16 protein-coding genes are annotated in these 12,380 nt (G+C 73.2%); 8 read left to right on the top strand and 8 right to left on the bottom strand.

Annotation, left to right across the window (positions count from 1 at the left end):
• Window positions 1-39: 39 nt before the first annotated feature.
• Both Ae717Ps2_RS21890 and Ae717Ps2_RS21895 read right to left on the bottom strand, forming a co-directional pair.
• A complete protein-coding gene (locus Ae717Ps2_RS21890) occupies window positions 40-1,209 on the bottom strand; it encodes an NADP-dependent malic enzyme (RefSeq protein ID WP_075310392.1) in 1,170 nt (389 codons plus the stop codon).
• 283 nt (window positions 1,210-1,492) lie between these two features.
• Window positions 1,493-2,497: a hypothetical protein gene (locus Ae717Ps2_RS21895; RefSeq protein ID WP_075310390.1), complete on the bottom strand. Its 1,005-nt coding sequence runs from the start codon at window positions 2,495-2,497 to the stop codon at window positions 1,493-1,495.
• Between the two features lie 161 nt (window positions 2,498-2,658).
• Here Ae717Ps2_RS21895 and Ae717Ps2_RS21900 point away from each other — a divergent pair, with 161 nt between their 5' ends.
• Entirely contained in the window at window positions 2,659-3,279 is a 621-nt protein-coding gene (locus tag Ae717Ps2_RS21900; protein WP_075310388.1) for a histidine phosphatase family protein, read from the top strand.
• Window positions 3,276-3,761 carry a GNAT family N-acetyltransferase gene (locus tag Ae717Ps2_RS21905; protein ID WP_020623032.1) on the top strand — a complete coding sequence of 162 codons (486 nt, stop codon included), beginning with the start codon at window positions 3,276-3,278 and terminating at the stop codon, window positions 3,759-3,761. The genes Ae717Ps2_RS21900 and Ae717Ps2_RS21905 overlap by 4 nt, the downstream gene beginning before the upstream one ends.
• Here Ae717Ps2_RS21905 and Ae717Ps2_RS21910 read toward each other — a convergent pair.
• A complete protein-coding gene (locus Ae717Ps2_RS21910) occupies window positions 3,758-4,186 on the bottom strand; it encodes a hypothetical protein (protein ID WP_060710703.1) in 429 nt (142 codons plus the stop codon). The genes Ae717Ps2_RS21905 and Ae717Ps2_RS21910 overlap by 4 nt on opposite strands.
• Window positions 4,187-4,269: 83 nt before the next feature.
• Here Ae717Ps2_RS21910 and Ae717Ps2_RS21915 point away from each other — a divergent pair, with 83 nt between their 5' ends.
• Complete coding sequence (locus Ae717Ps2_RS21915) at window positions 4,270-5,220, top strand: diacylglycerol kinase family protein (RefSeq protein ID WP_020623034.1); 951 nt, start codon at window positions 4,270-4,272, stop codon at window positions 5,218-5,220.
• Window positions 5,221-5,695: 475 nt separating this feature from the next.
• Window positions 5,696-5,947, top strand: a complete 252-nt coding sequence (locus Ae717Ps2_RS21920) for a WhiB family transcriptional regulator (protein ID WP_043277332.1) — start codon at window positions 5,696-5,698, stop codon at window positions 5,945-5,947.
• 384 nt (window positions 5,948-6,331) lie between these two features.
• Here the strand turns inward: Ae717Ps2_RS21920 and Ae717Ps2_RS21925 are convergent, their stop codons facing one another.
• Window positions 6,332-7,840, bottom strand: coding sequence for a sensor histidine kinase (locus tag Ae717Ps2_RS21925; protein WP_075334344.1), 1,509 nt, complete (start codon window positions 7,838-7,840; stop codon window positions 6,332-6,334).
• Window positions 7,841-7,932: 92 nt separating this feature from the next.
• Here Ae717Ps2_RS21925 and Ae717Ps2_RS40495 point away from each other — a divergent pair, with 92 nt between their 5' ends.
• Window positions 7,933-8,007: a 50S ribosomal protein bL37 gene (locus Ae717Ps2_RS40495; protein WP_369804880.1), complete on the top strand. Its 75-nt coding sequence runs from the start codon at window positions 7,933-7,935 to the stop codon at window positions 8,005-8,007.
• Between the two features lie 95 nt (window positions 8,008-8,102).
• Here the strand turns inward: Ae717Ps2_RS40495 and rsrA are convergent, their stop codons facing one another.
• Both rsrA and Ae717Ps2_RS21935 read right to left on the bottom strand, forming a co-directional pair.
• On the bottom strand, window positions 8,103-8,441 hold the full coding sequence (rsrA, locus tag Ae717Ps2_RS21930; protein WP_043277336.1) for a mycothiol system anti-sigma-R factor: 339 nt from the start codon (window positions 8,439-8,441) through the stop codon (window positions 8,103-8,105).
• 41 nt (window positions 8,442-8,482) lie between these two features.
• On the bottom strand, window positions 8,483-9,136 hold the full coding sequence (locus Ae717Ps2_RS21935) for a sigma-70 family RNA polymerase sigma factor (protein WP_020623038.1): 654 nt from the start codon (window positions 9,134-9,136) through the stop codon (window positions 8,483-8,485).
• Window positions 9,137-9,445: 309 nt separating this feature from the next.
• Between Ae717Ps2_RS21935 and ybaK the strand changes: the two genes are divergently transcribed.
• From ybaK to Ae717Ps2_RS21950, 3 genes are all read left to right on the top strand, one after another.
• Window positions 9,446-9,922: a Cys-tRNA(Pro) deacylase gene (ybaK, locus tag Ae717Ps2_RS21940; protein WP_075333846.1), complete on the top strand. Its 477-nt coding sequence runs from the start codon at window positions 9,446-9,448 to the stop codon at window positions 9,920-9,922.
• 110 nt (window positions 9,923-10,032) lie between these two features.
• On the top strand, window positions 10,033-10,854 hold the full coding sequence (locus Ae717Ps2_RS21945) for an SAM-dependent methyltransferase (protein ID WP_075310384.1): 822 nt from the start codon (window positions 10,033-10,035) through the stop codon (window positions 10,852-10,854).
• A gap of 20 nt (window positions 10,855-10,874) precedes the next feature.
• Window positions 10,875-11,246, top strand: coding sequence for a hypothetical protein (locus Ae717Ps2_RS21950; protein ID WP_075333847.1), 372 nt, complete (start codon window positions 10,875-10,877; stop codon window positions 11,244-11,246).
• Here the strand turns inward: Ae717Ps2_RS21950 and Ae717Ps2_RS21955 are convergent.
• Both Ae717Ps2_RS21955 and Ae717Ps2_RS38405 read right to left on the bottom strand, forming a co-directional pair.
• Window positions 11,211-12,095 (bottom strand): IS3 family transposase, encoded by an 885-nt coding sequence (locus Ae717Ps2_RS21955; protein WP_075333032.1) that lies wholly within the window; start codon window positions 12,093-12,095, stop codon window positions 11,211-11,213. The genes Ae717Ps2_RS21950 and Ae717Ps2_RS21955 overlap by 36 nt on opposite strands.
• Window positions 12,092-12,379 carry a transposase gene (locus Ae717Ps2_RS38405; protein WP_075333031.1) on the bottom strand — a complete coding sequence of 96 codons (288 nt, stop codon included), beginning with the start codon at window positions 12,377-12,379 and terminating at the stop codon, window positions 12,092-12,094. The genes Ae717Ps2_RS21955 and Ae717Ps2_RS38405 overlap by 4 nt, the downstream gene beginning before the upstream one ends.
• Window position 12,380 lies beyond the last annotated feature (1 nt).

Here is a 12,380-nt window from a genome sequence, read left to right on the forward strand (position 1 = left end):
GTTTCGTAACCGGGGTTATGGCCGCCCGACGGCCGGCGGTCAGACGGGCGTCGCCGCGGCGCGGGCCACCGCCGCGGCGACGGCCGGGGCCACCCGCGGGTCGAACGGGCCCGGCACGATCTTCTGCGGGGACAGCTCGTCGGCCACGACGTCGGCGATGGCCCGCGCGGCCGCGATCTTCATGTCGTCGGTGATGCGGCGGGCGTGCGCGTCGAGGGCCCCGCGGAAGATCCCCGGGAAGGCCAGCACGTTGTTGATCTGGTTCGGGAAGTCGCTGCGGCCGGTCGCGACGATCGCGGCGTGCCGGGCCGCGACCTCCGGGTGCACCTCGGGATCGGGGTTGGACAGCGCGAAGACCATGCCCTCCGGGGCCATCGTGGCCAGCAGCTCCTCGGGCAGCGTGGCGCTGGAGAGCCCGACGAACACGTCCGCACCGGCCAGTGCCTCGGCGACCCCGCCGGTGACCCCGCGCGGGTTGGTGACGGCGGCCAGGGCGGCCTTCTCCCCGCCACGTCCGGCATCGACGACCCCGCGCGAGTCCAGCAGGACGACGTCCGAGGCGCCCGCGGTCAGCAGGATGCGGGCGCAGGCGATGCCGGCCGCGCCGGCCCCCGAGATCACGATGCGCAGGTCCGACAGCGAGCGGTCCTGCACCCGGCAGGCGCCGTCGACGGCGGCGAGCAGCACGACGGCGGTGCCGTGCTGGTCGTCGTGCATGACCGGGCAGTCCAGCGCCTCGACCAGGCGCCGCTCCAGCTCGAAGCAGCGCGGCGCGGCGACGTCCTCGAGGTTGACCGCACCGAAGGTCGGTCGCAGCCGCACCAGGGTCTCCACGATCTCGTCGACGTCGGTGGTGTCGAGGACCAGCGGGATCGAGTCGAGCCCGGCGAAGGACTTGAACAGCGCCGACTTGCCCTCCATCACCGGCAGCGACGCGCGCGGCCCGATGTCACCGAGGCCGAGCACCGCGGTGCCGTCGCTGACGACGGCGACCAGCCGGTGCGCCCAGGTGTAGCGGGCGGCCAGCGAGGCGTCGTCGGCGATGGCGCGGCAGACGTAGGCGACGCCGGGGGTGTAGGCGATGGACAGGTCGCGCTCGTCGGCCAGCGGCGCGGTCAGGCCGGTGGCGAGCTTGCCGCCCTCGTGCGCGCCGAACACCTCGTGCCGGTCGGGGGCGGAGCGCGTGGTCGGGTCCTGGGCGAGCGTCATGGGAGAACTCCACGGGTGGTGCGGTACGAGAGCGGCGCACGGACGCGCCTGCCGTCGCACCGGGCGTCGCGGGTTGACGTCGACCTGCTCGCGGTGCCGGACGGCCATCCCGCCCGCCACGCCGGGATAGGGGCGCCGCGCCGGGACGAGCTGTCGGATCTGGCGGCGAGTCTAACCGGGCGCGCGCCGGGAACCGGTCACCCGGCACGTCCGGAGTGGCCACCCGCACACCGAGGGGCGTGCGGCGCCGGTCCCCGGCGGTGCACCGGGTCGGCTCAGCGGGTCAGCGCAGCGGGGCCGGGGTGAGGTCGGGCAGCGGGAGCGCGGGCAGCGACGGGCCGGTGGGCAGCTCGGTCAGCGGCAGCACGCCCGGGGTGAACGGGACCCGCCCGGGGACGACCTCCAGCGCGCCGACGTCGCCGTAGCGCTCGGCGTAGGCCAGCGCGCGGGCGATGTCGGTGACCCCGTTGGTGTTGGTCGGCAGCATCAGGCTCGACAGCAGCCCGAACGCACGGCCGCGCGCGTCGAGGTAGCCCGAGCCCGAGTCGCCCGGGACCCCCGGCGGCGTGGTGGAGACGACGTGGGTGCGCGGCCCCTCCGGCTGCCCGAGGCTCAGCCCCTGCTTGTACGGCGTCGCCACGAGCTGGTTGGGCTGGTAGCTGTAGACCTTCTCCCCCTGTTCGGTGCCGTCGGTGTCGAGCCCGGTCGGGCCGCCGAAGCCGGGGACCGTGGGGTCGGCGACGGCGACGGCCGCCGGGTCGAGGCGGATCAGCGACAGGTCGTTGTAGAGGCACAGCTGCGGGTCGCTCTCCCCGCGGTCCTGCATGACCGCCCAGGAGTTGTAGGCGACCCGTCCGGTGTAGTTCCTGCCGTCGCGGCCGCGGATGCCGACCTCGATGCCCTCCGGCATGACCGGCTCGCTGCAGCCGTCCACCGAGGACATCGCGTCCTCGCCCGCCATGCAGTGCGCGGCCGCGCCCAGGTAGAGCGCCCCGGCGGGCGCTGCCTGGTGCTCGGCGCCGTCGGCCCCGTCCCGGTGTCCGTCCTGCGCGGCGGCCGGGGTGTAGAGGAAGTTGGCGGTGCACAGCTCGGCCCCGCCGGTGACCGGGGTGGCGATCTGCACGCCCGGGCCGATCGCGCCCGCCTGCGCCGCCGGGGCGGACGGCGCGGCCACCGCGGTGCCCGCGGCGGCGGGCGCGGTCAGCGCGACGGTGACCGCGAGGCCGGCCGCGGCGGCGATCCCGGCGATGCGCCGCCGCGAGGGGCGGTGGGAGAACTGCGACGACATGACGCTCCTCGGCTCGTGGTCCGCCACGGATCTCAGCCGAACCGGCCACCCTGCGGGTACGGCGCGCCCGGCGGACTCCCCGGTCGGGGACCGATCCGACCCGACCGGGTGACGTGATCACCGTGAGCGTCCCGCAGCGTCCGCGACTAGCGTCGCCGCACGTGAGCACCGACGCCGATCCCGAGGGACGGATCCTCCTGCTGCGCCACGGCGAGACCGAGTGGTCGCGCACCGGCAAGCACACCGGCCGCACCGACGTCCCGCTGACCGACCAGGGCCGGGTCGCCGCCCGCCGGGTGCGCACCGCGCTGGCCCTGGTCCGCCACGACGCCCCGCCCGCCCGGGTCCTCTGCTCCCCGCGCTCGCGCGCGCGGGACACCGCCGAGCTGGCCGGGCTGCGGGTGGACGCGGTCGACGACCGGCTCGTCGAGTGGGACTACGGCGACAACGAGGGCCGGACCACGCCGCAGATCCGCGAGTCCCTACCGGGCTGGACGATCTGGGACGGACCGTGGCCCGGCGGTGAGACCCCCGACGACGTCGCGGCCCGCGCCGACGCCGTGCTCGCCGACGCACGCGCCCTGCTCGGCGACGGCGATGTCGTGCTCGTGGGGCACGGCCACTTCTCGCGGGTGCTGACGGCGCGCTGGATCGGGTTGCCCACGAGTGGCGGGGTGCACTTCCGCATGGACCCGGCCGGGGTCAGCGTGCTGGGGTTCGAGCGCGGGGTCCCCCGCCTCGACCACGTCAACCAGCGCCCCACCCCAACGGAGGACCAGTGAGCGTCCGGACGGCCACCCCCGACGACGTGCCGGTGATGGTCCGGCTTGTGCACGAGCTGGCCGACTACGAGAAGGCCGCGGACGAGTGCGGGCTGACCGAGGAGCAGCTGCACGCCGCGCTGTTCGGCCCCGACCCGTCGGCCGGGGCCCTGGTCGCCACCGGCGACGACGGCGCGGTCGTCGGCACGGCCATCTGGTTCCGGACCTTCTCCACCTGGGAGGGCGTCGCCGGGATCCACCTGGAGGACCTCTACGTGACCCCCGCCGCCCGCGGCGGCGGGCACGGCGCGGCCCTGCTCGCCGAGCTGGCCGCCGAGGTGGCCCGGCGCGGCTGGAAGCGCCTGGAGTGGAACGTGCTGGACTGGAACACCCCGGCCATCGGCTTCTACCGCTCCGTCGGCGCGGTGCCGAACGAGGGATGGACCACCTACCGGCTCACCGGCGACCCGCTCGTCGCGCTGGCCGGGCGGGCCGGACGCTAGTCCTCGGGGTACTCGTCGCCCATCGACCAGCGGCGGGACTGCTCGCTGATCAGCATCAGGAACGTGAACAGCACGAACAGGCCGCAGACGATGCCCCACACCAGCTGCCGGCTGGGGCCCAGCGCGTAGTAGATGACCGGGAACAGCAGGAGTTGCACGACGATCGCCGGCGTGCGGCAGCCGTGCACCCCGCGGACCAGCCCGTAGCCGACACCGGCCACGGCGGCCGCCATGAGCACGAAGATCCCAGCCTCGGCGAGCCCGTAGTAGAGGCGTGCGCCACCGGCCTCCAGGGCGCGCACGCCGAGCACGACCGCGAGGACGGCGCCGACGAGCCCCTGCGCCGCGACGAGCACCCCCGCCACCCGCACGTTCTCCGGCGGTCGCTCCCGCGTCGCGGGGCGGGCGTCACGGTCATCGGCCACCTCGCGAGGATAGGCCGCCCGGCGTGACGGCCACCGCCGGGCGGCCGACGGACCGCCCGGTGCGCGGTCGATACAGTCGGCCCGTGCGCGCGCTGCTCGTGGTCAACCCTCAGGCCACGTCCACCACCGCCGCCGGCCGGGACGTGCTGACCAAGGCCCTGGCCAGCGAGCTGAAGCTCGACGTCCTGCAGACCCGCTACCGGGGCCACGCGGCGGAGGCGACCGCGGCGGCCGTGGCGGACGGCGTCGAGCTCGTCGTGGCGCTCGGGGGCGACGGCACGGTCAACGAGGTCGTCAACGGGCTCCTGGCCGCGCAGACCGGCTCGGGCAGCGGCGCCCCGCGGCCGGACCCGGACGCCACGGCGATGCTCGCGGTGGTCCCCGGTGGCTCGGCGAACGTCTTCGCCCGCGCCCTGGACATGCCGCGCGACCCGGTCGAGGCGACCGGGCACGTGCTGACCGCGCTGGCCCAGCGACGACGACGGCTGGTCGGCCTGGGCTGGGCCGACGACCGCTGGTTCACCTTCAACGCCGGCATGGGCTGGGACGCCGAGGTCGTGGCCGCGGTGGAGCGCGCCCGCGCGCAGGGCCACGAGGCCAGCCCCGGCCGCTACGCGCTGACCGCGATCGCCCAGTACCTCGCGCAGCTGCGCCGGCCGCCGTCGATGACGGTGGAGCTGCCCGACGCGGCGCCGCTGACCGGGGTGCGGCTGGCGTTCGTCTCCAACACCGACCCGTGGACCTTCCTGTCCGGCCGCGCGGTGCGGACCAACCCCCGCTCGTCGTTCGGCAGCGGGCTGGGGCTGTTCGCCCTCACCGGGCTGAGCCCGCGGACGATCGCCTCGACCCTGCGCCAGATCCTGGCCGCCGACGGCGACCCGCACGGGCGGCACATCGTCCGGCACGACGCGGTCGGCCGGGTGCGGATCACTTCGGAACAGCCCCTCGCGCTCCAGCTCGACGGCGACCACCTCGGAATGCGCACCGACGTGGAATTCCTGAGCGTGCCCGGAGCGTTACGCGTCGTCGTGTGAGACGGACGGTTCGTCGCTCATCGTGCGGGCGCTCTCACACGCTGGAGTGAGCTACCCCGCCATTCACCGATGTGAGCGGACCGTCGGTCCCGTTGGGGCTTATACCAGGCCAAACCCGTGATCCAAGGTGGTCCTACGCAAGCGAGGCCACGAGCAGCGCCGCTCGTGGAGGTTCCGTCCCACCGGGCCGGGCCCCTCACTCAGAGGGTGTCCGGGTCGACACCGTTTTCGGGTGGCCGATTCCGCGTGGGACAGGGACACTGGATCGTGGAACCGGCCCAGGGCGGCTCGAAGTCCCGGGCACAGGTCTGTCTGCGTGCGTTCCCTATGAGGGCGCTCACGTATCCCGCGAGCAGTTCCCCATTGAGGACCGTGGTGGCTCGTGAAAGTATTCACAAGCTGCGAAACATGCACGTAACATCAGCGCACAGACGATCGGCGGGACCCCGATCGCGCACCAGAGGAGAAAGTGATCATGGACTGGCGTCACGACGCGATCTGCCGCGACGAGGACCCGGAGCTGTTCTTCCCGGTCGGCACCAGCGGCCCCGCCCTGATGCAGATCGCGGAGGCCAAGAGCGTGTGCCGGCGTTGCCCGGTCACCGAGTCGTGCCTGCAGTGGGCCCTCGAGTCCGGTCAGGACGCGGGTGTCTGGGGCGGCATGAGCGAGGACGAGCGGCGCGCCCTGAAGCGGCGCAGCACCCGTCCGCGCGCTCGCACCGCGTAGGCAGCCGCCTCCGGGCACTCGCCCGGACCACGGCAGGAACAGCTGTCCCGGGAACAGTCGCTTCGCGCGCCTCGGGCAGTAGCTCCGAGAAGTAGAAGAAGTAGCTCCCCGACCTCGGGCCCGTAGCCGGACGCCACCGGCCACGGGCCCGAGGTGCGTTCGGGGTGATCTGCCACCCCGGTGTGACGGTCGACCACGGTACCGGCGCGACCACGGCACCGGGATCAACGGTCACGGGACGAGCGTATCCGGTGCCCTCCGGGCCCTCTCCCACGCCCCGGGTCACCGGGAGTGACCGGGATCGGTCGTCCGCCGCACCGCAGCGACCGCCCGGGGACGACGGGCTGCGGAACCGTTGCCCCGCCGCCCTCCCATCCCCTGTCCTCAGGAGCCGCCGAGCGGCACCCGGACCACGGCCACCGTGCCGCCGCCCTCCCGGGCCCGCACCTCGATCGTCGCCTCCAGCTCGGAGGTCAGCAGGGTCCGCACGATCTGCAGCCCCAGCCCCTTGGACTTCTCGAAGTCGGCCGGCATCCCGTGGCCGTCGTCGGCCACCGACACCTCCAGCCGGCTCGCCGAGCGCACCGGGCTGACGACCACCTCCCCCGCCGTACCGGGGTCGTAGGCGTGCGCCAGCGCGTTGTGCGTCAGCTCGGCCAGGACCAGCACCAGCGGGGTCGCCTTCGCCGCGGGCAGCGCCCCGAAACCGGGGTCGACGCGTACCCGGGCACGGGACTCGGTCGTCGCGCCGTCGCGGATGGCGGGCAGCACCTTCGGCAGCAGCTCGTCGAGCTCGACGACCTCGGCGACGGAGTAGGCCAGGGCCTCGTGCACGTGCGCGATGGAGGTGACCCGGCGGACCGACTCCTCCAGCGCGCGACCGGCTTCCGGGTGCTCGCTGCGCCGGGCCTGCATCCGCAGCAGCGCCGCGACCGTCTGCAGGTTGTTCTTCACCCGGTGGTGGATCTCGCGGATGGTGGCGTCCTTGCTCATCAACGCCGCGTCCCGGCGGCGCAGGTCGGTCACGTCCCGGACCAGCACCAGTGCGCCCGCCGCGTCGCCGCGGGGGCGCAGCGGCAGTGCGCGCACGAGCATCGTCGCCCGACGGCCCTTGATCTCCATCCGGGTGGACGGGACGCCGTCGAGTGCCTCGTTGATCCGGCCCGCGACGTCCTTCGCGTCGAACGGGTCCAGCACCAGCGCCTTGGTGACCGTCGCGAGGTCGGCCCCGGCGACGTCGCTGGCGTGGCCCATGCGGTGGTACGCCGACAGCGCGTTCGGGCTGGCGTAGGCCACGTTGCCGTGCACGTCGAGGCGGACCAGGCCGTCCCCCGCGCGCGGGCTGCCCTCGGCCGAGCCGGGCGGACCCGACTGCGGCGGGAACGTCCCGTCCACGATCATCTGGCACAGGTCCGAGGCGCTGCCGAGGTAGGCGATCTCCAGCGGGCTCGGGACGCGCGGGGTGGACAGGTTGGTGTCGCGGGACAGCACCGCCACCGTGCGGCCCTTGAACCGCACCGGGATGGTCTCCCGCCGCACCGGCACCTCCAGGTGCCAGCGCGGGTCGTCGTCGCGGCAGATCCGGCCCTCCAGCACCGCCCGGCGCAGCTGGCCGACCTCCACCGGCACCGCCCGGCGTCCGACGACGTCGTCCGGGTGGGCGGTCGGCGCGGTGGTGGGCCGGGCCTGGGCGACGCACAGGAACTGCGCGGTCGCCGCCCGGGAGGCACCGCCGGTCCCCGCGTGGAGGTCGTCCAGCGGCACCCACAGCAGGAAGTCGGCGAAGGACATGTCGGCCAACAACTGCCACTCACCGACCACGCGCTGGAGGTGATCGGCGGTCTCGCCGTCCATCGTCGTGTGCTCGGCGAGCAGCTCGCTCAGCGTGGTCACGATCGCCCATCCCATCACATGCGAGAATCGCCCCTACCAAGCTCCCGCGGCACCGCCGCGGAACCGTGACCCGGACGGGAAGGAGGGTCGAGATGTCCAAGCGTGCACGCAAGCGCCGTGACCGCGCCAAGAAGGGCGCCAACCACGGCAAGAAGCCGAACTGCTGAGCTCGGCGACACCGACGCGAGAGGGCGGGCACCCCGGTGGGAGTGCCCGCCCTCTCGCGTCGGTGGCGGGTCGGCCGCCGGAGCGGCGGTGCCGGTCAGCCGCTGCGGTACTCGGTGCGCTGGTGCGACACGGAGACGCTGGTGCCCTCCGGGCCGCTCTCCACGGTCACCTGGGCCTGCTCGAGCACCGCGGAGCGGATCTGGGACCGCAGCCGGTCCTTGAGCCCGGCCGGGGCCGCCTCACCACCGCACTTGCGGGCCAGCAGCGCCTTCAGCTTCTCGTCGATGCCGTACTCGGCCAGGCAGGGCCCGCACTCGTCCAGGTGCTGCTGGAGCAGGCGTCGCCGCTCCTGGTCGCACTCGTGGTCGAGGAACAGCCACACCTCCGCCAGCACCTCGCTGCACCCGGTGTTCGCGGGCGGGTCCTGGATCATGGGGTTGCGCTCGAGCGGTGCGCCCGAGCCCTCGGCGGCGCTCACGATGCCGTCACCTCCCGGTCCCCGGTCGCGCCGGCGCCCCCGTCGCGGACGAAGCCGCGCTCACGGGCGACGTCGGTCAGCATGTCGCGCAGCTGGCGCCGGCCACGGTGCAGCCGCGACATCACGGTGCCGATCGGGGTGCCCATGATCTCGGCGATCTCCTTGTAGGCGAACCCCTCGACGTCGGCGAGGTAGACCGCCATGCGGAAGTCCTCCGGAAGGCCCTGCAGGGCCTCCTTGACGTCGCTGTCGGGCAGCGCGTCGAGCGCCTCCACCTCGGCCGAGCGCAGACCGGTCGAGCTGTGCTCACCGGCCTGGGCCAGCTGGTAGTCGGTGATCTCGTCGGTCGGCGACTGCAGGGGCTGACGCTGCCGCTTCCGGTACCCGTTGATGTAGGTGTTGGTCAGGATCCGGTACAGCCACGCCTTGAGGTTGGTGCCGCGGCGGAACGACCCGAACGCCGAGTACGCCTTCAGGAACGTCTCCTGCACCAGGTCCTCGGCGTCGGCCGGGTTCCGGGTCATGCGCAGCGCCGCACCGTAGAGCTGGTCGAGCAGCGGCATCGCGTCGCGCTCGAAGCGGGCCGTGCGGTCGGAGACGCTCTCGTCCTCGGGCGCGCGGTTGCCGTCCTCGTCGGCCACGCCGACCATGGCGGCGAGCTCCGCGGGATCGGTCCCTGCCGCACCCGTCTCCGGCTGGTCCGGCTCATCCGGCTGTACTGACAAAGGTTCCCTCTCCAGTGACACGAGTCGCGCGCCGGTGCGGGTCACCGGCACGACGGACGCGTCGGAGGGTACGCGCCCCGGCCGCTCGCGGCCGTCCGGCGGCGCGGCCCCGGGCCTCTCCATCACTGATGTCGTCACCCCCGCAACAACGGTGCGGCGCCGGACGGCATTCCCGTAGGTTCTCCGTCACCCCCCGGGTCGGGACCCCGGGACGAGGACGGGAGGACACCGACGATGGCGGGCAGGGGCACCCCGGCGACGGCGCTGCTGAGCAAGCGTGGGGTGGCGCACGAGCTGCACACCTACACCCACCACGACGGCGCGGGCTACGGCGAGGAGGCCGCCGCCGTCATGGGGCAGGACCCGCGACGGGTGTTCAAGACCCTCGTCGCACTCGTCGACGGGACCATGACGGTCGGGATCGTGCCGGTGTCGGCCCAGCTGGACCTCAAGGCGCTGGCCGCCGCCGCGGGCGGGAAGAAGGCCGTCATGGCCGACGTCGCCGACGCCGAGCGGACCACCGGCTACGTCGCGGGCGGCATCTCCCCGCTGGGCCAGCGTCGGCGGCTGCCGACGGTCCTCGACGTCTCCGCGGAGGAGCACCCGACGGTGTTCTGCTCCGGGGGCAGGCGCGGCCTGGAGATCGAGCTCGCCCCGGCGGACCTGGTGGCACTCACCGGCGCCGTCGTCGCACCGATCGCGACCGGCTGACCGCAGGGGTCACACGGACGGGTCCGATCCGGGCTCCGCGCCAGTAGGGTCGGTCACCGACGGCCCCGGACCGCCGTCGGCACCGTCGAGACGAGCAACGGGGAGCACGCGTGGACCGACCGGAATGGGCGCCCGACGAGGTGGACATGACCAGCCCGAGCGTCGCCCGGGTCTACGACTACTACCTGGGCGGGTCGCACAACTTCGAGGTCGACCGTGCCTTCGCCGACCGGGTGCTCGACGCGCTGCCCGAGATGGCGGCCGTCGCGCAGGCCAACCGGGCGTTCCTGCGCCGGGCCGTGCACCACCTGTGCGCGCGGGGGATCCGCCAGTTCCTCGACCTCGGCTCGGGCATCCCGACCGTCGGCAACGTGCACGAGGTCGCGGCGACCGCCTGCGACGACGCCCGGGTGCTCTACGTCGACAACGACCCGATCGCCGTCGCGCACAGCCGTGCGCTGCTCGACGACGACCCGTCGACGGCCGTCCTCGCCGCCGACCTGACCGACCCGCGACGGGTCCTCGACGACCCCCTGACCCGCAGCCACCTCGACCTGACGCAGCCGGTGGCGGTGCTGCTCGTCTCGGTGCTGCACTTCGTCCCGGACGAGGCCGACCCGGCCGGGATCATCGCCGCCTACGCCGCCGCGACCGTCCCCGGCAGCCACGTGGTCGTCAGCCACGCGAGTGACGAGGGGGGCCTCTCCGGTGCGAGTCAGGCCCAGAACCTCTACAACAGGGACACGTCCCCGAACCGGATGCGGATGCGCGACACCGAGGAGCTCACGGCGCTGTTGGCCGGCCTGGAGCTGGTGGAACCCGGAGTCGTGCGGATCCCGCTCTGGCGTCCGGAGACCCCGGTGGGCCCCGAGGCGCAGCGCTACCCCGGCCTGGCCGCCGTCGCCCGTCACACCGGGCCGCCCGGCGACTGACAGTGGGAGGGAGAGCCGTCATGGCGAAACCCGTCCCCGTCCTGCCCGACGACGGGGGCCCGGGGCCCTCGGCGCTGGCCGACGCCTGGGTCGCCGCGATCGAGGCCCGCAGCTTCGTCTCCGCCGCCCGCGCCGACCTGCACGCGGTGCTGTCCGGCGCGGCCTGGTGGTTCACCGCCGTCGTCGAGGGGCGGGCCGAGGAGACGATGGCCGAGGAGGTCGGCGCCGAGCTGGTCGCCGCGCACCTCACCGACCCGGCCGCCCTGCGCTGCTCGATCGACGTGCTGTCCGAGCACTTCGCCGAGCACACCCTCGACCCGGAGCGGTGGAGTGTTCCCGATTTCTTTGACGCCGGTTTAGGCTGCCAAGTCGGTTATTTTCCTGAATCCTAGCTCGTATTCGGTGGGTGTCAAGTATCCGAGGGTGGAGTGCCGTCTGCGACGGTTGTAGTAGCTCTCGATCCACGCGAATGTCTGCTGTCGGACCTCGGTGACGTCGTTCCATGGCCGGGTGTGGATGAGTTCTTTCTTGTAGCTGGCGAAGAACGACTCGGCGACGGCGTTGTCGAAGCAGGTGGCGCGTCGGCCCATCGATCGGGCCACATTGTTGGCGGCGCAGAAGTCGGTGAACTCCCGGCTCGTGTATTGCGTCCCGCGGTCGCTGTGCATGATCACTCCGGCTGGTGGGCGGCGGGTGAGCAGGGCGGCGGCGAGGGCCTCGATGATCAGGTTGGTGCGCAGGTGGTCGGCCACGGCGTAGCCGACGACCTTGCGGGAGTGCAGGTCGATCACGGTGGCGAGGTAGGCCCAGCCGTCGACCGTCTGGATGTAGGTGATGTCGCCGCACCAGCGGGTGTCGGGAGCCTCGGCGGTGAAGTCACGCCCGATCAGGTCCGGGGCGTCGATCGGGCGTAGACCTGCGACGGTCGTCTTGCGCCAGGTGTGAGGGTGGCGGCCTTGCAGGCCGGCGGCGCGCATGAGCCGCCAGACCCGCTTGCGGGCGGTCCGGTGGCCGCGAGCGACCAGCTCGGCCCACACCCGGCGCACGCCGGGGTCACCGCGCAGGTCGTGGTGGATCTCTCGGATCGTGTCGGTGAGCTCGGCGTCGGTGCGTTCCCGCTGGCTGGGTCCGGTCTTGAGCCACCGGTAGTAGCCCTGTCGGGCCACGCCGAGCTGGGCGCACATGAACGTGACCGGATACTCGCCCTCGGTTGCCCAGTCCGCGATCGCCGCGTATTTCACGGCTGTTCTTTCGCGAACCAGGTCGCTACTTTTTTTGCGAAGTCCCGCTCCATTCGCAGGGTCGTGTTCTCCTTGCGGAGCCGTTCCAGCTCGGCCCGCTCCGGTTCGGACAGGTCCGTGTCCGGGACCTGCCCGGATTCGCGTGCTTTCTTCACCCACTTGCCTAACGTCATCTCGTGGACGCCGATACTCTTCGCTACCTCGGCGATTGTTCGGCCGGAATCGAGGACAAGACTGACGGCCTGGTCCTTATACTCCTGGGTGAAATGGCGGCGTGTCGCCACG

The organism is Pseudonocardia sp. Ae717_Ps2, from assembly GCF_001932475.1.
Lineage (GTDB): Bacteria > Actinomycetota > Actinomycetes > Mycobacteriales > Pseudonocardiaceae > Pseudonocardia.